The organism is Kosakonia sp. YIM B13571, from assembly GCF_042788095.1.
Classification (GTDB): Bacteria; Pseudomonadota; Gammaproteobacteria; order Enterobacterales; family Enterobacteriaceae; genus Kosakonia; species Kosakonia quasisacchari.
Window position 1 is genome coordinate 205,562 of the sequence record NZ_JBHZPL010000003.1, and the last position, 21,353, is coordinate 226,914.

Annotated in this window: 23 protein-coding genes and 1 riboswitch; of the genes, 20 read left to right on the plus strand and 3 right to left on the minus strand. The window is 57.2% G+C overall.

What is annotated here, in order from left to right; genetic code table 11:
- Positions 1-11 precede the first annotated feature (11 nt).
- Positions 12-1,436: an exodeoxyribonuclease I gene (sbcB, locus tag ACFX4O_RS09340; protein ID WP_380208282.1), complete on the minus strand. Its 1,425-nt coding sequence runs from the start codon at positions 1,434-1,436 to the stop codon at positions 12-14.
- Positions 1,437-1,646: 210 nt separating this feature from the next.
- Here sbcB and dacD point away from each other — a divergent pair, with 210 nt between their 5' ends.
- The 4 genes from dacD to ACFX4O_RS09360 all read left to right on the plus strand — a co-directional run bounded on the left by dacD (position 1,647) and on the right by ACFX4O_RS09360 (position 5,089).
- A complete protein-coding gene (gene dacD, locus ACFX4O_RS09345) occupies positions 1,647-2,807 on the plus strand; it encodes a serine-type D-Ala-D-Ala carboxypeptidase DacD (protein WP_131412046.1) in 1,161 nt (386 codons plus the stop codon).
- Positions 2,808-2,928: 121 nt separating this feature from the next.
- Entirely contained in the window at positions 2,929-3,402 is a 474-nt protein-coding gene (gene sbmC, locus ACFX4O_RS09350; RefSeq protein WP_131412048.1) for a DNA gyrase inhibitor SbmC, read from the plus strand.
- Between the two features lie 126 nt (positions 3,403-3,528).
- The gene (locus ACFX4O_RS09355; protein ID WP_380208285.1) at positions 3,529-4,587 is read left to right on the plus strand and encodes an FUSC family protein; all 1,059 of its coding nucleotides are present in this window, start codon (positions 3,529-3,531) and stop codon (positions 4,585-4,587) included.
- 166 nt (positions 4,588-4,753) lie between these two features.
- Entirely contained in the window at positions 4,754-5,089 is a 336-nt protein-coding gene (locus tag ACFX4O_RS09360) for a DUF496 family protein (protein WP_017458442.1), read from the plus strand.
- 31 nt (positions 5,090-5,120) lie between these two features.
- Here ACFX4O_RS09360 and ACFX4O_RS09365 read toward each other — a convergent pair whose 3' ends face one another.
- Positions 5,121-5,981, minus strand: a complete 861-nt coding sequence (locus ACFX4O_RS09365; protein WP_380208287.1) for an L-threonine kinase — start codon at positions 5,979-5,981, stop codon at positions 5,121-5,123.
- Between the two features lie 452 nt (positions 5,982-6,433).
- Positions 6,434-6,616: riboswitch (cobalamin riboswitch) on the plus strand.
- Positions 6,617-6,714: 98 nt separating this feature from the next.
- On the opposite strand from ACFX4O_RS09365, the gene ACFX4O_RS09370 reads away from it, so the two are divergent.
- From ACFX4O_RS09370 to cobT, 16 genes are all read left to right on the plus strand, one after another.
- Complete coding sequence (locus ACFX4O_RS09370; RefSeq protein WP_380208289.1) at positions 6,715-8,094, plus strand: cobyrinate a,c-diamide synthase; 1,380 nt, start codon at positions 6,715-6,717, stop codon at positions 8,092-8,094.
- On the plus strand, positions 8,091-9,047 hold the full coding sequence (cbiB, locus tag ACFX4O_RS09375; RefSeq protein WP_380208291.1) for an adenosylcobinamide-phosphate synthase CbiB: 957 nt from the start codon (positions 8,091-8,093) through the stop codon (positions 9,045-9,047). The genes ACFX4O_RS09370 and cbiB overlap by 4 nt, the downstream gene beginning before the upstream one ends.
- An 11-nt stretch (positions 9,048-9,058) precedes the next feature.
- Entirely contained in the window at positions 9,059-9,691 is a 633-nt protein-coding gene (locus ACFX4O_RS09380; protein WP_380208293.1) for a cobalt-precorrin-8 methylmutase, read from the plus strand.
- Positions 9,688-10,827, plus strand: coding sequence for a cobalt-precorrin-5B (C(1))-methyltransferase CbiD (gene cbiD / locus ACFX4O_RS09385; protein WP_380208295.1), 1,140 nt, complete (start codon positions 9,688-9,690; stop codon positions 10,825-10,827). Before ACFX4O_RS09380 ends, cbiD begins: the two co-directional genes overlap by 4 nt.
- Entirely contained in the window at positions 10,821-11,426 is a 606-nt protein-coding gene (gene cbiE, locus ACFX4O_RS09390) for a precorrin-6y C5,15-methyltransferase (decarboxylating) subunit CbiE (RefSeq protein ID WP_380208297.1), read from the plus strand. The genes cbiD and cbiE overlap by 7 nt, the downstream gene beginning before the upstream one ends.
- Positions 11,416-11,985 carry a decarboxylating cobalt-precorrin-6B (C(15))-methyltransferase gene (locus tag ACFX4O_RS09395; RefSeq protein WP_380208299.1) on the plus strand — a complete coding sequence of 190 codons (570 nt, stop codon included), beginning with the start codon at positions 11,416-11,418 and terminating at the stop codon, positions 11,983-11,985. The genes cbiE and ACFX4O_RS09395 overlap by 11 nt, the downstream gene beginning before the upstream one ends.
- Positions 11,978-12,751, plus strand: a complete 774-nt coding sequence (locus ACFX4O_RS09400) for a cobalt-precorrin-4 methyltransferase (protein WP_131412064.1) — start codon at positions 11,978-11,980, stop codon at positions 12,749-12,751. The genes ACFX4O_RS09395 and ACFX4O_RS09400 overlap by 8 nt, the downstream gene beginning before the upstream one ends.
- A complete protein-coding gene (cbiG, locus tag ACFX4O_RS09405) occupies positions 12,732-13,787 on the plus strand; it encodes a cobalt-precorrin 5A hydrolase (RefSeq protein WP_380208302.1) in 1,056 nt (351 codons plus the stop codon). Before ACFX4O_RS09400 ends, cbiG begins: the two co-directional genes overlap by 20 nt.
- Entirely contained in the window at positions 13,787-14,512 is a 726-nt protein-coding gene (locus tag ACFX4O_RS09410) for a precorrin-3B C(17)-methyltransferase (protein ID WP_380208304.1), read from the plus strand. Before cbiG ends, ACFX4O_RS09410 begins: the two co-directional genes overlap by 1 nt.
- A complete protein-coding gene (locus tag ACFX4O_RS09415; protein ID WP_380208306.1) occupies positions 14,509-15,294 on the plus strand; it encodes a cobalt-precorrin-6A reductase in 786 nt (261 codons plus the stop codon). Before ACFX4O_RS09410 ends, ACFX4O_RS09415 begins: the two co-directional genes overlap by 4 nt.
- Positions 15,295-15,304: 10 nt before the next feature.
- The gene (locus ACFX4O_RS09420) at positions 15,305-16,099 is read left to right on the plus strand and encodes a sirohydrochlorin cobaltochelatase (RefSeq protein WP_380208308.1); all 795 of its coding nucleotides are present in this window, start codon (positions 15,305-15,307) and stop codon (positions 16,097-16,099) included.
- A complete protein-coding gene (locus tag ACFX4O_RS09425; protein WP_380208310.1) occupies positions 16,096-16,806 on the plus strand; it encodes a cobalt-factor II C(20)-methyltransferase in 711 nt (236 codons plus the stop codon). Before ACFX4O_RS09420 ends, ACFX4O_RS09425 begins: the two co-directional genes overlap by 4 nt.
- Positions 16,807-16,995: 189 nt before the next feature.
- Positions 16,996-18,519 carry a cobyric acid synthase gene (locus ACFX4O_RS09430; RefSeq protein WP_380208312.1) on the plus strand — a complete coding sequence of 508 codons (1,524 nt, stop codon included), beginning with the start codon at positions 16,996-16,998 and terminating at the stop codon, positions 18,517-18,519.
- On the plus strand, positions 18,513-19,058 hold the full coding sequence (cobU, locus tag ACFX4O_RS09435; RefSeq protein WP_131412078.1) for a bifunctional adenosylcobinamide kinase/adenosylcobinamide-phosphate guanylyltransferase: 546 nt from the start codon (positions 18,513-18,515) through the stop codon (positions 19,056-19,058). The genes ACFX4O_RS09430 and cobU overlap by 7 nt, the downstream gene beginning before the upstream one ends.
- Positions 19,055-19,795 carry an adenosylcobinamide-GDP ribazoletransferase gene (cobS, locus tag ACFX4O_RS09440; RefSeq protein WP_380208314.1) on the plus strand — a complete coding sequence of 247 codons (741 nt, stop codon included), beginning with the start codon at positions 19,055-19,057 and terminating at the stop codon, positions 19,793-19,795. The genes cobU and cobS overlap by 4 nt, the downstream gene beginning before the upstream one ends.
- A 27-nt stretch (positions 19,796-19,822) precedes the next feature.
- Positions 19,823-20,881 carry a nicotinate-nucleotide--dimethylbenzimidazole phosphoribosyltransferase gene (cobT, locus tag ACFX4O_RS09445; RefSeq protein ID WP_380208316.1) on the plus strand — a complete coding sequence of 353 codons (1,059 nt, stop codon included), beginning with the start codon at positions 19,823-19,825 and terminating at the stop codon, positions 20,879-20,881.
- A 39-nt stretch (positions 20,882-20,920) separates the two neighbouring features.
- Here cobT and ACFX4O_RS09450 read toward each other — a convergent pair whose 3' ends face one another.
- Positions 20,921-21,232, minus strand: coding sequence for a helix-turn-helix transcriptional regulator (locus ACFX4O_RS09450; protein WP_131412084.1), 312 nt, complete (start codon positions 21,230-21,232; stop codon positions 20,921-20,923).
- Positions 21,233-21,353: the final 121 nt, after the last annotated feature.

Consider the following 21,353-nt stretch of genomic DNA (forward strand, 5'->3'; position numbering starts at 1 on the left):
GGAGGGCACTCTCAGACAATCTCTTCGGCGTACTGCCACAGCGCTTTTAACAGCGACTGCTTTTCACTGTCACCTTCATATTGCTGGAACAGCGCCTGCAGCGCTTCGGCGTAGTGTTGCAAAAACTCCGGGGTTAAGACGTCGCGGCGATGGGTAAGCCAGCGCTGCTGTTCATGCTCATCCAGCGTGCCGGGGAAGTTACGTGCCCGGTAGTTAAACAGCAATTTTTCAATACGCGCATCGGCAAAGGTGATGTCCAGTGCGGGCAGGTTACGCGGCTCGGTTTCCAGCAAAATCTTCATCGCAGCGCGGTCAGCATCGCTGAAAAAGCCGTTGTAGATTTGTGCATCTACGTTATCTGAAGGAACAAACGGTTCCGCCTCGGCGAAAATCGCCAACACTTTCTCGCGCACCTGCGGGTTATCGCGCAGGATTTGCAAATTATCCAGACACTGCTGAAGGTTAATGCCCAGCCGCTCTGCGTCTTGCGGGCGCAGCGTGTTAGCCTGCGCCAGGATCGGGCACTTATTCAGATGCACCAGCTTGACCGGAACCGCCGCTCTTTCACCCAGTTCCACTTTCGGCGTATACAGCCGTTCGCGCAGCGCATCGGTGTCCAGTTCCAGCAGCGGCGACATGTCACCGGCCAGATCCACCATAATCACCGCGTTGCGGTTTTCCGGATGCCAGGCCAGAGGCGCCACCCAACTGGTGTTGCCGCGCCAGGCACCAAACATCCCGGAGACATGCACCAGCGGTTTCATTTGTGGCACATCAATCAGCGTCGCCAGCTTCTGCTTATGGCGATGGCTGAACAGATAGTCGAACAGCTTCGGCTGTTTCGCTTTTACCAGTTGCGCCATGGCGATAGTGGCGTAAACGTCTGCCATTGCATCGTGGGCGTTCGCATGTTCGATACCGTTGGCTTTAGTCAGATGTTCAAGACGAAAACTGGGCAGACCATCCTCGTTTTCCGGCCAGTTAATCCCGTCCGGGCGCAGGGCGTAGCAGGCGCGCATGACGTCCAGCAGATCCCAGCGTGAATTATGGTTTTGCCAGCTCCAGGCATAAGGATCGTAGAAGTTGCGGTAGAAAATATTGCGCGTCACTTCGTCATCAAAACGCACATTGTTGTAACCGAGCACACAGGTGTTCGGCACGGTGAACAGATCGTGAATACGTTTAGCGAAAGCCGCTTCGTTCTCGCCTTTGGCGCGCGCTATTTGCGGCGTAATGCCGGTTATTAGCACCGCTTCCGGCTGCGGCAGATAGTCGTCTGCCGGTTTGCAATAGAAGACTTCCGGTTCGCCAATAATGTTGAAATTCGCGTCGGTGCGAATCGCGGCGAACTGCGCCGGGCGATCCAGCGCCGGGCTGGTACCGAAAGTTTCATAATCGTGAAAGAGAAAAGTGGGCGTTGCGGCGGAATCAGACACCAGATGCTCATCCTGTCAGTAAATATGCCCACTATGGTAAACCATCCCGGCGCGTGTGCCGAAGGAAAACCGGTCATTCTTCCGCAGACCTTCGCAAAAACAGGTGCTTAAAATCGATCTGTGTCACACTTTTTTGCAATTTAACCAGGTAACGACACACGAAGTTCCGTAAAAAGAACGACGATTTCAGATGCTACTGAGGATATTTCATTGAAACGCCGTTTGTTTGCTGCTTCTTTGCTGGCGGTATGCGTTAACCACGCTTACGCCGACGACTTACCTTTTGCCCCTCAGCCCCCGGCAATTCAGGCTGGCTCCTGGGTATTGATGGACTACACCACCGGGCAAATCTTAACAGCGGGCAATGAACATCAGCAACGTAACCCGGCGAGCCTGACCAAACTGATGACCGGCTACGTGGTTGACCGCGCTATTGATAGCCACCGCATCAGCGCTGATGATGTCGTCACCGTCGGAAAAGACGCCTGGGCAAAAGGAAACCCGGTGTTCGATGGTTCTTCATTGATGTTTCTTAAACCGGGCGATCGCCTGACGGTGCGCGACTTGAGCCGTGGTTTGATTGTTGATTCCGGTAACGATGCCTGCGTGGCGCTGGCGGATCACGTGGCGGGCGGGCAACCGCAATTTGTCACTATGATGAATGATTACGTCCAGAAGCTGAATCTGCGCGATACCCATTTTGAAACCGTACACGGGCTGGATGCGCCAGGCCAGCACAGCTCTGCGTATGATCTGGCGGTACTCTCCCGCGCCATCATTCATGGCGAGCCGGATTTCTATCATATGTACAGTGAAAAAAGCCTGACGTGGAACGGCATTACCCAGCAAAACCGCAACGGTTTGTTATGGGATAAGACGCTGAACGTTGATGGGCTGAAAACCGGTCACACGTCTGGCGCGGGCTTTAACCTGATCGCCTCAAGCGTGGACGGAGAGCGGCGTTTGATTGCGGTGGTCATGGGCGCAGACAGCCCGAAAGGGCGTGAAGACCAGGCGCGTAAGCTGCTGCACTGGGGTCAGCAGAATTTTAACACCGTGGAAATTCTGCGTAATGGTAAGAAAGTGGGCAGTGAACGGGTGTGGTACGGTGATAAAGAACAGGTTGATGTCGGCACCGATCAGGATTACTGGCTGGTGCTGCCCAAAGCGGAACTGCAAAATGTGAAAGCTAAATATGTGCTGGACAACAAAGAGCTGGATGCCCCGCTTGCCGCGCATCAGCGCGTGGGTGAAATCCAGCTTTTTGACCGCGATAAAGTGATAGCCCATTGGCCATTGGTTACGCTGGATAGCGTTGGCAAAGGCGGTTGGTTCTCGCGTTTGAGCGATTACCTCCATCATAAAAGCTGACACCGTCAAGCGTTGGCTGGAAGGCATGCGAGCTTGCTCTCATAATTGAGTTGTTGCAGATGGCAGGCGCAGGCCTGCCAGTTATACTGTATGTTCGAACAGTAACACTAAGGGAGTTAGTATGAGCTACACAGTCAAGCAGTGTGAAAAACGCCGTATTGCCGGGTTTCATCTGGTCGGGCCGTGGGACGAGAAAGTTAAACAGGGATTTGCGCAGCTGTCGATGTGGGTTGATAACAAGCAGATCCAGCCGTTGGAGTGGATTTGTGTTTATTACGACAACCCGGATGAAGTACCCGCAGAAAAATTGCGGGCGGATGTGGCGATCACCGTTGACGATGCGTTTCAGGTGCCAGCCAACAGCGAAGGGGTGATGACCACAGAGGTTCCGGGTGGCCAGTACGCGGTGGCGCAGGCACGGGTTTACAACGAAGAGTTTGCAGCCAGCTGGGATCTTTTTTTCGATGAGTTGCTCACCGATCAGGCATTACAAATTTCGGCCGGACCCTGTTTCGAAGTCTATCGCAACGACGGTCAGCGCGACGGTTACTGGGAAATCGAGATGTATATTCCGGTAGAGCCGAAAGTGCTGTAAGCAGTAAACGCGCGCAAAGGGACGTCAGGATCAAGCTGGCGTCTCTTTTTTGTTTAAAAAGGTGATATCTGCCACTGAAAAATCCTACAATTGCGCCTCTTTTTATTTCTAACCCGGAGAACGGGCGTGCGTCGCGATAAATCACTCAGCCTTTTTGAAATCCGTCTTTACCGCCATTATCACGTCGTACATGGCGTGCGCATTGCATTGGCTTTTGTGCTGACTTTCCTGCTGATCCGCCTGCTGGATGTGCCGGAAGGTACCTGGCCATTAATCACGCTGGTGGTGCTGATGGGGCCAATTTCCTTTTGGGGTAACGTTGTACCGCGCGCGTTTGAGCGCATCGGCGGAACTATCTTCGGCGCTGCACTGGGGCTGGTGGCATTAAGGCTGGAACTGATTTCTTTGCCGGTGATGCTGGTGTGGTGTGCCGTTGCGATGTTTATATGCGGCTGGCTGGCGCTCGGTAAAAAGCCTTATCAGGCGCTGATTATCGGCGTGACGCTCTCGGTGGTGGTCGGCGCGCCGACCGGGGATATGCATACCGCATTGTGGCGCAGCGGCGATGTGATTATTGGTTCGTTGTTGGCGATGCTGTTCACCGGCATCTGGCCGCAGCGGGCTTTTTTGCACTGGCGCATTCAGATGGCGAATTACGTCACGGCGTTTAACCGGGTCTATCAGGCGGGTTTATCACGCAACCTGGTGGAGCGGCCGCGTCTGGAAAAACACCTGCAAAAAATTCTCAATGACGTGGTAAAAATGCGCGGCTTAATCACGCCAGCCAGTAAAGAGACCCATATCCAGAAAGCGATTTTTGAAGCTATCCAGACCGTCAGCCGTAATTTGGTGTGCATGCTGGAGTTGCAAATTAACGCCCACTGGAGCTCGCGCGCCAGCCATTTTGTCATGATCAATGCCAATACTCTGCGTGAAACGCAGCAGATGACGCAGCAGACGTTGCTGACCATTGCCCACGCGTTGTATGAAGGCAACCCGCAGCCGATTCTGGCAAACACGGAAAAGCTCAATGAGATTGTCACCGAGTTACGCCAGTTAAGCCGCGAACATCAAGGAGATGCGCTGGCCGAAACGTCTATTCATGGTTATGTCTGGTTAAGCCTGGAATTGGCGCGTCAACTGGAATTGTTATCGCATTTGATTTGCCGGGCATTGCGCAAATAAGCGGCAGATAGCCGCCGGACACAGTCTGGTTGTTTCGATTCAGCTGGATTTGTGGTTATGATAGAGAAAAGGAAAAATTATTGTCATATGCAACCGCTTTGGGTAGGTTTGCCTCTAAGCTTGTTGCGTTAACGAATCCGAATCTCACATTATCAGGGGTGTAAAAATGGAAACAACCAAGCCTTCGTTCCAGGATGTTCTGGAGTTTGTGCGTCTGTTCCGCCGCAAGAATAAGTTGCAGCGTGAAATTCAGGACGTTGAGAAGAAGATCCGTGATAACCAGAAGCGTGTTCTGCTGCTGGATAACCTCAGCGATTACATCAAACCAGGCATGAGCGTTGAAGCCATTCAGGGCATTATCGCCAGCATGAAAACCGACTACGAAGATCGCGTAGATGATTACATCATCAAAAACGCCGAGCTGTCGAAAGAACGTCGTGACATTTCCAAAAAGCTGAAAACCATGGGCGAACTGAAGTCGGTTGAAGCAAAAACCGAATAATGCCTCGCGGTGAGAGGTTCGCCTCTCACCCCTATTTCACGCCGCCCGCCACCATCTCCAACAAATAGCTTTTTGGCCAGTGTACCGCCAGTTCCCTCTTCGCTAGAAAACTGCAAACCGCTTCCACATCATGACGTGCTGAATCAAGAAACAAACCCACCACGCTCCCGCTATGCGCCACGTTCAGACCGTACAAATCGAATCGTTCCACCAGATTGAGCAGGGTATTGAACGCCGGTTTTTGCAATAGCGCCTGGCTGGCTATCGCGCTGAGTGTTGCGGCTTCGCCCAGCAGTGCGGCATCATTTTTCGCGCAAGCGCGTTGTAGCGTTTGCCATGCTCTGTCCAGAGTGCCCGCATTGTCGAGCAGCGCCTGCTGGCGCGTCATCCGGTGATAATCTGCGGTCGTCAGTGTCAGCGGGCTCTCCAGCAGCAGAACCTCGCTGTGCGGAAGTGCGCCACAGGGAATGCGGGTCGCTGCGGTGTTATGGTCAAACAGCGTCAGGCCCGAAAACAGCGTGCTGTCGGTCGGCTCCAGCGTCACGCAGAGCTGAGCCAGTGTTTCTTCATCCAGCGGCTGATTAAGATGTCGGGCAGCCGCTACGGCTGTCGCCGCAATATCGGCTGTGCTGCTGGCCATGCCTTTCGCCACTGGAATGGTGGAGCGGCAGTCGATACGCAGCGTTGACGAGAGGGACGCGGGAAGTTGCCAGTGCGCCAGCAACAGTTTGATCATCGCGCGGGTGAGCGGGCGCTCTTTGGCCAGTGGCGTGCCGGTGGTGACTTCCACATGGCTGTACCACGCCACCGGGCAGGAGACCAGCTTTTCGCCGCCGAGTATCCAGCCCTGGATTATTTCGCCGCAGGATGCGGGACATGCTGCCTGCGCCACGGTGATCCCCCTAAAAAATAAAACGGATAGTGTCATTTCATCCCGTCGAATGCCAGCATTAACGCCACGTTGGCATGTCTCCACCCGAGCACGAAGATATTTCGACATTGCTCGCTGCACATGGTCTTTATCATTCCCAGTTGAGGATTTCCGCAGGCGCGTGATTACACACATCTTTCCGTCAGATTATGAAGAGGTTCTACCGCTATTTTGTTTACAGCCTTAGAAGGTGTTTGAATGACTCATGCAGCGTTGAGTTAATTCCGACACTGAAAATCGTGACGCGAAACCTGAATAAATCAGGTGTTGATAAAAGCGGGTGAGCAATACATTGTTATAGCGCAACAAACTCGTGTTTACGCGACGATAAACTGCATCAGTTTTATTTCCCTGCGGCAATCCAGTTTGCCTCTGGGAAATGTCATGAACAAGCGAACACGGTTTTCGCGCCGTGACGCAATAAGCCAACAGGTTTTGCCGCCGCTTTTTGCGCGGCTGGGAAGGGGGCGAAAATCCCCCGCAGCCCCCGCTGCTGTGATGCTGACAACCCCGAAAACGCCACTGATCGCCAGATCGGGAAGGACGGGTGAGGATGACGCTAAGCCAGAAGACCGACCTGATGGGCCATTATCAACAACTTCGGTGGGAAGTGGGTTGCTCAGAAGCGTACGGTCGTAAGACCGGGCAAACGCGCGCCTGACTTCAGCTTTCCGCCCGTGATGGGGTATCAGGAATGTCAGACAGGCGCAGCGCCTTTCTCCTTGCCGGAACCGGTAGCGGCTGTGGTAAAACCACCGTCACGCTGGGGCTGCTTACTGTTTTTAACCGTCGCGGCTTACGTGTTCAGCCGTTCAAAGTCGGGCCGGATTACCTGGATACCGCCTGGCACAGCGCCGTTTCCGGCGTCGCCTCCCACAATCTCGACAGCTTTATGCTGCCAGAGCCAACGCTCAACGCGCTCTTTTGCGAGCATGTTACCGCCTACGATGTTGCCATTATTGAAGGCGTGATGGGATTGTACGACGGCTACGGCACCGACCCTGATTATTGCAGCAGCGCCGCACTGGCAAAACAGCTTGGCGTTGCGGTGATTTTGCTCGTTGACGGCAAAGCGGTGTCGACCTCCATTGCCGCAACAGTCATGGGTTTTCAGCACTTCGATCCGCAACTGCCCATTGCCGGCGTTATCGTCAACCGGGTTAACAGCGACAGCCATTTTCAGCTCCTGAAACACGCCATTGAACACTATTGCGCGCTACCGGTGCTGGGGTATGTCCCGACCGCGCCCGGCATTACGTTGCCGGAGCGTCATCTCGGTCTGGTGACCGCGCGTGAATCAGTGGTGGAAGCCCAATCGTGGCAAGATTTTGCCGGGCATCTGGAGCAAACGATTGATATTGACCAACTGCTCACACTCAGCCAACTCACGGCGCTTCCCGCCGGGCAAATGCCGCCCTTGCCGGATGCGGCTGCAGGCGCAGGGCTGACGCTGGCATTAGCCTTTGATGAGGCCTTCAACTTTTACTACCCCGATAACCTCGATTTACTGGAACGCGCAGGTGTTCACATTGTGCGCTTTAGCCCGCTGCGGGAGCGCCAGTTACCGGAATGCCAGATGCTGTGGCTTGGCGGGGGGTATCCGGAGCTGCATGCGCGGGCGTTATCAGAAAATACCCCGATGCTGGAGGCTATCCGCGCGGCACATCGACGCGGTGTAGCGATCTACGCCGAGTGCGGCGGGCTGATGTATCTCGGCACCGCATTGCGTGATGCTGACGGCCACGAATGGCCGATGGCGAATGTGATCCCCGGTCTTAGCGTGATGGGTAACAAACTGACCCGCTTTGGCTACTGCGAAGCCCGCGCGACGCAACAGACCTTACTGGCGGCAGTGGGTGAAACCCTGCGCGGACACGAATTTCACTATTCAGATTTCACCGCGCAAACGGCGGCGGTGCTCGACTGCCATAAAACCCGTGACGGCGAAGTGCTCAAACGCTGGCAGGGCGGCTGGCAGGTTGGTAACACCTTCGCCAGCTACCTGCATCTGCACTTCGCCCAACGCCCGCAAATGCTCAACCACTGGTTTGCTGTCGCAAGGAGCGCGCAATGACACTGCTTGCCTGGGTTGTGGCGTTTTTACTCGATCGGCTGCTGGGCGACCCGCCGCACTGGCCGCATCCAGTACGCTGGATTGGCGCGCTGATTAACCTGCTACAAGGCATCGTGCGGCGCTGTTGCCATAGCGATAACGCGTTGCGCATGGGCGGCGGCGTAATGTGGCTGGCGGTGGTCGGTGTGAGCTGGGGAGTGGCCTGGGGCGCGCTGGCGCTGGCAAGCGCCACTCACCCGTGGCTCGGCTGGTGTGTCGAGGTGTGGTTGATCTACACCTCGCTCGCCACCCGTTGCCTGGCGGACATGGCACGGGAAGTCGAAAAGCCGCTGCGCCAGGGGCTGCTTGCCCAGAGCCGCGAAAAACTCTCATGGATTGTCGGGCGCGATACCCGCCAGTTGCAGCCGCCGCAAATCACTCGCGCGGTGGTGGAAACGGTCGCGGAGAATACCGTCGATGGGGTGATTGCCCCGCTGTTTTTTTTGCTGCTCGGCGGCGCGCCACTGGCGATGGCCTACAAAGCCGTCAACACGCTGGATTCAATGGTCGGCTACAAACATGAAAAGTACCGCGCCATCGGCATGGTCAGCGCCCGGCTGGATGATGTCGCCAATTTTATCCCGGCACGCCTGAGCTGGCTTTTGCTGAGTATCGCAGCCTGGTGTTGTCGCCAGGATGCCCGCGCAGCATTGCGTGTGGGTTTTCGTGACCGGAACAATCACAGCAGCCCGAACTGCGCCTGGCCGGAAGGTACGGTTGCCGGTGCGCTCGGCGTGCGCCTTGGCGGGCCAAACGACTACTTCGGCGAACGCGTCGAAAAACCCTGGATCGGTGATGATACCCGCGCCATTGACGTTGATGACATCGGGCGAACCATCCAGATGATGTGGCTGGCCTCGACGTTGGCACTGGTGCTGTTTGCGCTGGTACGTTTCGTGTGGATGGGGGCCTGAGGATGAAAACGATGGATTATTTGCAACAACCGCAGGCTATTGAAGCCAAAAGTTTTGTCATTATTAGCGACATTATCAAAGAGATGCGCCCCGATTACCGCTTTGCCAGTCCGCTGCATGAAGCGGTTATCAAACGGGTCATTCATACCACCGCCGATTTCGACTGGCTCGATATCTTATGGTTTTCCGATGACGCGCTGGAAAGCCTCTGTACCGCGATAAAACAGGGCTGCACGCTCTACACCGATACCACCATGGCGCTTTCCGGCATTAATAAAACCCTGCTGGCGCAGTTCGGCGGCGAAGTACGTTGCTATATCTCCGATCCGCGCGTGGTGCGCCGCGCCAAAGCTGACGGTATCACCCGTTCGATGGCGGCGGTCGATCTGGCGCTGGGCGAAGAGGGGGACAAGGTGTTTGTCTTCGGCAATGCGCCCACTGCGCTGTTTCGCCTGCTTGAACATAACACCCCGGTAAACGGTGTGGTCGGTGTACCGGTTGGCTTTGTCGGCGCGGCAGAGTCGAAAGAGGCGCTGGTGGCGAGCGGTTTACCGGGTATTGCTGCACGCGGGCGTAAAGGCGGTAGCAACGTGGCGGCGGCGATCGTTAACGCGCTGCTTTACAGCCTGCGGGAGGCGCAATGAGCGAACAGGCGTTCGATGACCCGGTGTGGCACAACGGTAAAGCGCTGCGTAAAGGCTATACCACCGGCTCCTGCGCGACGGCGGCCGCGAAAGTGGCGGCGCTGATGGTGCTTCGCCAGCACCTTATCCACCAGGTATCGATTGTCACGCCGTCGGGCGTCACGCTACGCCTGAATGTCGAGTGTCCGCATGTGGAAGGTAAACAGGGTATTGCCGCTATCCGCAAAGACGGTGGCGATGATGTTGATGCCACTCACGGCATGCTGATTTTCGCCCGCGTCACGCTTAATGATGAGGGTGAAATAACCCTGCGCGGCGGCGAAGGCGTTGGTACTGTCACCCGCAAAGGCATTGGCCTGGCCGTTGGCGAAGCGGCTATCAACCGCACGCCGCGCCAGACTATCGAAGCCGCCGTGCGCGAAGTGATTGGTCCGACGCGCGGCGCAGAGGTGGAAATTATTGCCCCGGAAGGGAAAGAACGCGCAAAGAAAACCTACAACGGCAGGCTCGGTATTCTTGGCGGCATTTCAATTATTGGCACCACCGGCATTGTCACGCCGATGTCGGAAGAGAGCTGGAAGCGCTCGTTGGCACTGGAGCTGGAATTAAAACGCGCCGCCGGGATGGATCGCGTAATTCTGGTACCCGGTAACCACGGCGAACGTTTTGTCCGCGAGTATCTGGGACTGTCCGGCGAGCAAGTGGTCACCATGAGTAACTTCGTTGGCTACATGATCGAAGAGGCGGTGCGCCTTGGTTTCCGGCATATCGTGCTGGTCGGTCATCCCGGCAAGCTGGTGAAAATCGCCGCCGGGATCTTTCACACCCACAGCCACATCGCCGACGCGCGCATGGAAACGCTGGTCGCGCACCTGGCGCTGCTCGGTGCACCGCATGCGCTCCTGCTGGCGGTGAGCGAGTGCGACACTACCGAAGCGGCAATGGAGCACATTGACGCCGCCGGTTTCAGCCACCTTTACGATCACCTGGCAACCCGTATCTGCCAGCGTATCGAGCAAATGCTGCGCTTTACGCACAATCCGCCGCAGTGCGATGCCGTGATGTTCTCCTTTGATAACAAGGTGCTGGGCGCGAATCGTCCCGTTGAGGCGATTGCCGGGGATCTCAGATGTTAACCGTCGCCGGGATGGGGCCGGGCAATCTGGCGCTAATGACGCCGCAGGCACAGGAGGCAGTAGCGCAGGCAGAGGTGCTGGTCGGTGGTCAACGCCACCTGGCGCAATTCCCCGATTTTGCCGGGGAGGTGCGGGCGCTGGATGCGGATATTCCTGCTTTGTTGACGTGGCTGGAAAAACAGAGCGCGCGCAATGTGGTGGTACTGGCCTCCGGCGACCCCTTGTTTTACGGCATCGGCACACGGCTGGTGGCGCACTTCGGTATTGAACAGTTGCGCATTATTCCTGGTATCAGCGCCGCGCAGTACCTCTGTTCGCGTACCGGCATTGATATGAATGATATCTGGCTGACCAGCAGCCACGGACGCGATGTGGATTTCGATGCCCTGGCGCGCGCCAGCAAGGTCGCGATGGTGACCGATGCCCGCTGCGGGCCAAAAGCCATTGCTGACGCGCTACTGGCGCGCGGGGCAGAAAATCGCTGGCTGGTGATTGGCGAAAACCTCGGTCTGGACAATGAACGTATCCACTGGCTGCGCCCTGCGGATGTAAAGGCGCATTACGAGATGAATGTGGTGGTGATCCTCAATGAAAGATGAGCTGTTTATGCGCGGCGAAAAGGTGCCGATGACCAAAGAAGCGGTGCGTGCGCTGGCGCTGTCGAAGCTGGCGCTGCACAGCGCCAGCCACCTGATTGATATCGGCGCGGGTACCGGTAGCGTGAGCATTGAAGCGGCGCTGGCGTACCCGCAACTGCAGGTCACGGCGATTGAACGCAACCCCGCAGCGCTCGGGCTGCTGGAAGAGAATTGCCAGCGCTTTGCTTGTCGCAATATCACCCTGATTTCCGGCGTTGCGCCGCTGTTTGTCGAGCAGCCTGCGGATGCGGTGTTTATGGGCGGCAGCGGCGGTAATCTGACGCAACTTATCGACTGGTCGCTGGCGCAGCTTAACCCCGGCGGGCGGCTGGTGATGACGTTTATTCTGCAGGAAAACCTCAGTACCGCGCTGGCGCACCTGGCGGATTGCTCTGTCGCTGAGCTGGATTGTCAGCAACTTCAGATTTCGCTGCTGACCCCGCTTGGCAGCGGCCACTACTTCAAACCGCATAATCCCGTTTTTATGATTTCCTGTGCAAAGGAGCAACATCATGGCTGACAACACGGACGCACGAACAGTCTGGTTTGTGGGTGCAGGTCCAGGCGATAAGGAGCTTATCACCCTAAAAGGGTATCGCCTGTTGCAACAGGCGCAGGTAGTGATTTACGCCGGTTCGCTCATCAATACCGAACTGCTGGAATACTGCCCGCCTGACGCAGAGTGCCACGACAGCGCCGAGCTGCACCTTGAGCAAATCATCGATTTAATGGAAGCCGGTGTGAACGCCGGGAAAGTGGTGGTACGTCTGCAAACTGGCGACGTTTCGCTGTATGGATCGGTGCGCGAACAGGGTGAAGTATTAACTCAACGAGGCATTCACTGGCAGGTCGTACCCGGCGTCAGCGCGTTTCTGGGCGCGGCGGCGGAACTGGGGGTTGAGTACACCGTACCGGACGTGTCGCAAAGCCTGATTATCACCCGCCTCGAAGGGCGCACGCCGGTGCCGGAGCGTGAACAGCTGGAAGCATTTGCCAGCCATCAGACCTCCATGGCGATTTACCTCTCGGTACAGCGCATTCACCGCGTGGCGGAACGTTTAATCGAAGGCGGCTACCCGCCGACCACGCCCGTCGCAGTTATTTATAAAGCAACCTGGCCGGAGAGCCAAACGGTGCGCGGCACGCTGGCGGATATTGCTGACAAAGTGCGCGCTGCCGGGATCCGCAAAACCGCGCTGATCCTCGTCGGCGCATTTCTGGGCGACGAGTTCCACTACTCCCGGCTTTACGCAGCGGATTTTAGCCATGAATACCGTAAAGCCTGAATCGATAGCGCTGTTTTGCCTGACGCCGGGCGGCGTGGCGCTGGCGGCGCGTCTGCAATCTGCACTGTCGATGACCTGTTTTACCAGCGAAGAATTGCTTACGGAGGGATTTCAGCCCTTCGACGGCGGTTTTGCGCAGACGCTGCGCGAGGCGTTTTGTACCTGTTCGTCGGTGATTTTTATCGGTGCAACGGGCATTGCCGTGCGCGTTATCGCCCCGCTGGTGAATGACAAATTTAACGATCCAGCGGTGATCGTCATTGATGAGCGCGGGCAGCATGTTATTAGCCTGCTTTCCGGGCATTGCGGCGGTGCGAATGCACTGGCGCGTTACCTGGCGGGTGTGCTGGACGCCGATCCGGTGATCACCACAGCGACAGACGTGAACGATCTGGCGGCGCTCGACATGCTGGCAAGCCAGTTGGATGCGCGGATGCAGGATTTTCGTCCGGCGGTAAAGCGCGTCAATCAGATGCTGGTCAGCGGTAAACGCGTTGGCCTGTGGTGTGAAGCGGCGATGCGCGAAGACGTGGCGCGTTGCGATACACGCGGTTTTATCGCGGTGGAGCGCCTGGACGCCTTGCCGGAACTGGAGGGGGTAGTGTGCGTGACCACGCAAGCGACGCTGTCGGTGCTGCCTTTGCCCGTTTTCAAACTGGTGCCGAAACGCATCGTGGCGGGGATAGGTTGTCGGCGTGACACGCCGTTTGCGCTGCTCTCGGCGCTGTTGCTGCGTCAGTTGCAGGCGAACGCCATCGACCCGCTAGCGCTGCGCGCGATTGGCAGCATCACCTTAAAACAGGATGAAAAAGGGCTGATCCAACTTGCACAAAGCTTGGGCGTGCCGTTTGAGGTTTTCAGCGCTGATGCATTGCGGCAACACGAACACCATTTTCCCGCCTCGGAATTTGTTCGCCAAACCGCTGGGGTTGGGAGCGTCTCCGGCCCGGCGGCATGGCTGATGAGCCACGGGCAACTGATTGGCGAAACCCTGCGCGAGCAGGGCGTGACTATTACTTTGGGAGTTTCACACTGATGTTAACGGTAATCGGGATTGGCCCCGGCTCACAGGCAATGATGACCATGGAAGCCGTTGAAGCGCTGCAGGCGGCGGAAATTGTAGTGGGTTACAAAACCTATACCCATCTGGTGAAAGCCTTTACCGGAGATAAACAGGTGATCAAAACCGGCATGTGCAAAGAGATCGAGCGCTGTCAGGCGGCGATTGAGCTGGCGCAGGCAGGAAATAACGTGGCGTTGATCAGCAGCGGTGACGCCGGGATCTACGGCATGGCCGGGCTGGTGCTTGAGCTGGTGAGTAAACAGCAACTGGATGTCAACGTCCGGCTGGTGCCGGGCATGACCGCCAGCATCGCCGCAGCGGCGCTGCTCGGCGCGCCGCTGATGCATGATTTTTGCCATATCAGTTTAAGCGACCTGATGACGCCGTGGTCGGTGATTGAAAAGCGCATTGTCGCGGCGGGTGAGGCGGATTTTGTCATTTGCTTCTACAACCCGCGCAGCCGGGGTCGCGAAGGTCATCTGGCGCGCGCGTTTGAACTGCTAGCGGCCAGTAAACGCGCCGACACGCCGGTGGGCGTGGTGAAATCCGCCGGGCGCAAGAAAGAGGAAAAATGGCTGACCACGCTCGGCGAGATGGATTTTGAACCCGTCGATATGACCAGCCTGGTGATTGTTGGCAATCGCGCCACCTATGTGCAAAACGGCCTGATGATCACGCCCAGGGGCTACACCCTGTGACCGCTGGTGACGTATTGGTTATTGGCGGCACCAGTGATGCGCGCCAGATCTGCCAGCAACTGGATGAAGCCGGAGTGCATTACACGCTGTCGGTGGCAACACCGACCGGGCAACAACTGGCGGGAAATATTCGCGGTCAGGTACGCTGTGGGCGGCTGGAGATAAGCGATATGGTCGCGTGGCTGCAACACAATGGTACGCGCTGGGTGATTGATGCTTCGCACCCATATGCCGATGTGGTCAGCCGTAATATCGCCGTTGCCTGTGAGCAGGCGCAGGTATTGCTCAGCCGCTATCAGCGCCCGGAGCAGTTACCGGATTTGACCCATCCGCTGCTGTTTTATGTCGCCTCACTGGAAGAAGCCTGTGACAAAGCCCGCGAACTGGGCGCGCGTATTTTGCTGACCACCGGCAGTAAAGATCTGGCGCGCTGGCGCGAGGGTTTGCCGGGGAAAACATTGCTGGCACGCGTGCTCCCCGTGCCAGACGTGGTGGCGCAATGCGCGCAACTGGGTTTTGGTGTCGGTGATATTTTCGCCCTCTGCGGCCCGTTCAGCGCGGAGTTTAACGCCGCGTTTTACCGCCAGTACCGGGTAGAGGTGATGATCACCAAAGCCTCCGGTGCAGAAGGCGGTTATCTGGAAAAAGTACAGCCTGCGCTGGATGCCAGCATTCCGTGCATTGTCATTGCCCGCCCGCAACCTGCGGTGAGTGGAGATGAGTTACTCAACAGTCAGGATGCCTTCGCCGGACGGTTGCGGTGCTGGCTGGCGGCACAGTGAGGAGAGAAAAGTGAAAAAAGCCCTTCTGGTGGTGAGTTTTGGCACCAGCTATCACGACACTTGTGAAAAGAATATTGTGGCCTGCGAGCGTGAGCTGGCGGCCAGTTGCCCGGATCGCACCCTGTTTCGCGCGTTCACCTCCGGCATGATCATTCGCAAGCTGAAGCAGCGCGATAACCTGCACATCGATACCCCGCTGGACGCGCTGCAAAAACTGGCGGAACAGGGTTATCAGGATGTGGCAATCCAGTCGCTGCACATTATCAACGGTGACGAATATGAAAAAATTGTTCACGAAGTGCAAACCTTGCGCCCGCTGTTTAAACGGCTGGTGATTGGTGCGCCGCTACTCAGCAGCCATGAAGATTACCTGCATCTGATGCAGGCGCTTTCACGTCAGATGCCGATGGTTGCTCCGGATGAACGCGTGGTGTTTATGGGCCATGGCGCCAGCCACCATGCCTTTGCAGCGTATGCCTGCCTTGACCATATGATGGCGGCGCATCGCTTCCCGGCGCGCGTCGGCGCGGTGGAAAGCTACCCGGAAATCGACGTGGTGATCGACAGTTTGCGCCATGAAGGAGTAAAAGCCGTACACCTGATGCCGCTGATGCTGGTGGCAGGCGATCACGCGATTAATGATATGGCATCGGATGATGGCGATTCGTGGAAAACGCAGTTTGAACGTGCCGGTATTGCTGCCACGCCGTGGCTACAAGGGCTGGGTGAAAACGCCGATATCCGCGCGATGTTTGTCCAGCATTTGCAGCAGGCGCTTGAACAAGCGCTGGAGGTGGCGGCATGAGTGGAAAACTCTACGCATTAAGCACCGGCCCTGGCGCTGCGGATCTTATCACTGTGCGCGGTGCGCGTATTCTCAGCCAGCTTGATGTGCTGTATGCCCCAGCCGGGCGCATAGGGGGTGACAGCCTGGCGCTGTCGATTGTCCGTGAGTATCTCGGCGAACAGACCGAAGTGCGCTGCTGCCACTTTCCGATGAGCGCTGACAGCGCAGAAAAAGAGGCGGTGTGGGATGAAGTCGCCGCTGCGCTGGACACCGAAGTGCAGGCTGGCAAGCAAGTCGGTTTTATTACGCTTGGCGACGCCATGCTGTTCAGCACCTGGGTGTTTTTGCTGCAACGCTTACAACACCCACAAACACTGGAAATTGTTCCCGGTGTCACTTCGTTTGCCGCCATTGCTGCGCGAGCGCAAATACCGCTGGCGATGGAGCAACAATCGCTTGCGGTGGTGTCCTGCACTGCGCCGGAAAGCGACATCCGCCAGGCATTATTGCAACACGACAACCTGGTGCTGATGAAAGTCTATGGCCGTTTCGCGCGCATCAAAGTGCTGCTTGCTGAGGCGGATTTACTCGACCATGCGCTGATGATGGCGGAAGCCACGCTGCCGGGAGAGCAGTGCTGGCGGCAGCTCAGCGAGGTGAGCGACGATCAGCCGCTGCCCTATTTTTCAACCATTCTGGTGAATAAGCATTGGGAGAAGGCATAACCACACCGCGTTGTGCGAGAGCGAACTGTGTTCATCCGTGAGGGTGAGTGGAGAGGCAATCATCGTGTTATCGTCCGCCAGGGCATTGCGTTACGCTACACGGCTTGTGGCGAGTAAAACGGCACGGCGGGCAGGAGTGCCGCTGTGCAAACGTGCCCGTATGCGGGCGACGCAGGTTAAGGAGATGTCATGACGCAGGCCATTATGCTGCAAGGCACCGCATCGGACGTGGGTAAAAGCGTGCTGGTGGCGGGGCTGTGCCGTATTTTTCATCAGGATGGGCTAAAAACCGCGCCGTTTAAATCACAGAATATGGCGCTCAACTCCGGTATCACTGCGGACGGTGAGGAGATGGGACGCGCGCAAATATTTCAGGCTGAAGCGGCGGGTATTGTGCCAGATGTGCGCATGAATCCGGTGCTGCTTAAACCGACCAGCGATCGCAAAGCACAAGTGGTGCTGATGGGTAAAGTCGCGACCGATATGGACGCCGTGAGTTACCACGAATATAAACCGCGACTGCGCGAGCAGATTATCCGCGTTTACCAGAGCCTGGCGCAGGAGTACGACGCGCTGGTGCTGGAGGGTGCCGGCAGCCCGGCGGAGATCAATCTGCGCGACCGGGATATCGTCAATATGGGCATGGCGGAGATGGCCGCTTGTCCGGTCATTCTGGTTGCTGATATTGACAGAGGCGGCGTGTTTGCCGCGATTTACGGCACGCTGGCGCTGTTACAGGAGCACGAGCGCTGGCGGGTGAAAGGGGTGATCATCAATAAGTTTCGCGGCGATGTCGCGCTGCTCACCCCGGGAATTAAGCAGATTGAAGCGTTGACTGGCGTACCGGTGATTGGCGTGATGCCGTGGCTGGAGGTCGACCTTGAAGATGAAGACGGCGTGGCGTTACAGCGCGGAAAATACTTGCGCACCGGCGAGCGGGCACTGGATATCGCCGTGGTGCAACTCCCGCATATTTCTAATTTCACCGATTTCAATGCACTCGCGGCTCAGCCGGATGTACGCGTTCATTACGTGCGCGCGCCGGACGAACTGCACCGCGCCGATCTGGTTATCCTCCCCGGCAGTAAAAACACCCTGGGCGATCTCAACTGGCTGCGTGAAAGCGGGCTGGCAAAAGCAGTGCTGGAACGCCACCGTGCGAATGTGCCGATTATCGGCGTCTGTGGCGGGTATCAAATGCTTGGCGAAACCATTATTGATGAGGTGGAGTCCGGGCTGGGTCAACAGCCAGGGCTGGGGCTACTGGAGACGGTGACGCGTTTTGCGCATGACAAAACCACCACGCGTGTTGAGGCGGTGTTGCCAGAATCGCTACCCGGCTGGCTGGCCCCGTGCGCCGGACTAACGCTGCGCGGCTATGAAATTCATATGGGCGAAACCACGCGCGGCAGTAGTTGCCAGCCGGCGGTGTGGCTACAAAAAACGGGACAGCGCGTGGCAGACGGTGCAGTCAGCCGTGACGGTTTGGTGTTCGGCACGTACTTGCATGGTTTGTTTGATAGCGACGCGTTCACGCGCACATTACTTAACGGGCTGCGCCAGCGCAAAGGGCTGCCGTCGCTGGATGTGCGCGTTGATTATGCACAGTACAAAGCGCAGCAGTTTGATATTCTTGCCGACGCCATGCGTCAGCATGTGGACATTGATCGTATTTATCAAATTATGCAGCAACATCAGGAGCAAGCATGTTAACCCTTGTTACCGGCGGTGCGCGCAGCGGCAAAAGCCGCCATGCCGAATCGCTGGTCGCGAATGCAAAAACAGTGCTCTATATCGCCACTTCACAAATCTTTGATGACGAAATGGCGGCGCGTATTGAGCACCATCGGGCGGGACGCCCCCAACACTGGCGCACCGAAGAGCGCTGGCAGCAGTTGTCAGCCGTCATTACTCCGCATAACGATCCCGATGAAGCGATAGTGCTGGAATGCATTACGACACTTGTCACCAATCTGCTGTTTGCTTCTGGCGTGGGCGACGACCCGGATAAGTGGGATTACGCCGCGCTGGAAGCGCAGGTTCAACAGGAGATTGAGCAATTGATTGCAGCCTGTGCGGCGTGCCCGTCACCGGTGGTGCTGGTGACCAATGAAGTGGGGATGGGCATTGTGCCGGAAAACCGCCTGGCGCGGCATTTTCGCGATATCGCCGGGCGTGTCAATCAACGGTTGGCGCAGGCGGCGGATCATGTCTGGCTGGTGGTGTCCGGGATTGGAGTCAAAATCAAATGATCAAATTGTTCTTCGCCACGCTCTCTTTTATCAGCCGATTACCCGTGCCTGGCCGCTGTGTACAGGGGCTGGATGTCGCGGATTACGTGCGCGGTATAGTGACGTTTCCGCTGGTCGGGCTGTTGCTCGGGGCGCTCAGTGGTAGTGTCGTGCTGGTGTTACAACCCTGGTGCGGCGTGCCGCTGGCGGCACTTTTTGGCGTGCTGGCGCTGGCATTGTTAACCGGTGGTTTTCATCTGGATGGCCTGGCGGACACCTGCGACGGTGTCTTTTCCGCGCGGCGGCGCGAACGGATGCTGGAGATCATGCGTGACAGTCGACTTGGCACCCACGGCGGTCTGGCGCTGGTGTTTGTGCTGGTTGCCAAAATTCTGGTTATCAGCGAGCTGCAACTGCGCGGTATCAGCATGATTGCCGCACTGGCGATGGCCTGCGCCGCCGGGCGCGGCTGCTCGGTATTACTGATGTTCGGCCATCGCTATGCCCGCGAAGAGGGGCTGGGCAACCTGTTTATCGGCAAAGTTTCGGGCAGAGACACGCTGGTCACGCTGACAATCACTGGGTTGCTGGCGATTGCCATATTGGGTATGAAAGGGATTATTGCGCTGCTGGTGACACTGGCGGCGATCTTCTTGCTGGGACACCTGCTTAAACGCACGCTGGGCGGGCAAACCGGCGATACGCTGGGCGCAGCGATTGAACTTGGCGAACTGGTATTTCTTCTGGCGCTGCTCTGAACAGCCCGCAACATAACGAGAAACAACATGCAGACATTGACGACACTATTGGCAAGTATCCCGGCCCCCGATGACGTAGCGATGGCGCAGGCGCAGCGTCATCTGGATGGTTTACTGAAGCCGGTTGGCAGCCTTGGCCGACTGGAAGCATTAGCGGTGCAACTGGCGGGAATGCCGGGGTTAAACGGCAAGCCGCAAAGTGGTGAGAAAGCCATTGTGGTGCTGTGCGCCGATCATGGCGTCTGGCATGAAGGCGTGGCGGTATCACCGCAGGTTGTCACCGCGATTCAGGCGGCGAACATGACGCAGGCGACGACGGGCGTTTGCGTACTAGCCGCGCAGGCTGGTGCGAAAGTGCATGTGCTGGATGTTGGCATTGACGCCGATCCGATCCCTGGCCTTGTGAATATGAAAGTCACGCGCGGCAGCGGCAATATTGCCACCGGTCCGGCGATGAGCTCGCAGCAAGCCGAAGCGTTGCTACTGGAAACGATGTGCTACACCCGTGAACTGGCGGCGCAAGGCGTGAAAGTGTTCGGCGTCGGTGAGCTGGGCATGGCGAACACCACACCGGCGGCGGCGATTGTCAGCGTGCTGACCGGCGAAAAACCTGAACATGTGGTCGGCATTGGCGCAAATTTGCCGGAAAGCCTACTCGGGCATAAAGCGCAGGTGGTGCGTAAAGCGATTGCCGTCAACCAGCCCAATCCTGCTGATGGTCTTGAGGTGCTGGCAAAAGTTGGCGGTTACGATTTACTGGGAATGACCGGGGTAATGCTGGGTGCCGCCTCGTGTGGTTTACCGGTGGTGCTGGACGGTTTCCTTTCTTACGCATCGGCGCTGGCGGCGTGCCGCATTGCGCCGCAGGTCAAACCCTATTTGATTCCTTCGCATCTGTCGGCGGAAAAAGGCGCGCGCATTGCACTGGAACATTTAGGGCTGGAACCGTATCTCAACATGGGAATGCGATTAGGCGAAGGGAGTGGCGCGGCGCTGGCGATGCAACTGGTGGATGCCGCGTGTGCAATCTACAACAATATGGGCACACTGGCGGCGAGCAATATTGTGCTGCCGGAAACGAAATAACGATGCCTTTTGCCGGGTGGCGCTTCGCCTCGCCCGGCATTACCCTTCTTTCTGCATCGCCTGCAACAGCGTATCCAGCAATCCCGGAAAGCAGGCGTCGAGATCTTCGCGGCGCAGGGAGATCATATTTTCCCGTCCCTGCGGGCGTTGCCAGACCACACCGCTATCACGTAGTACTCGCCAGTGGTGCGTCATGGTTGATTTTGCCACGTCTTCGGGGCGCAGGGCGTTACAGCTCAGTTCGCTGCCGTCGGCAAGCCGCTTGATCATCGCCAGGCGCAGGGGATTGCCAAGGGCAAAGAGTACATTTTCAAGGCGAAATTGCGCACGTTCGGGATGGTTAGCGATCATAATATTCCTGTGTCGGCGGTTGCTGTGCTGGAAAAGCAGCAGCCCGTATCGGCGGCTGGGCCGGTACTATACGCAAACTGATTTGCGAAAGCCACGAGGTCAATCGTGGCTCAACCAATCG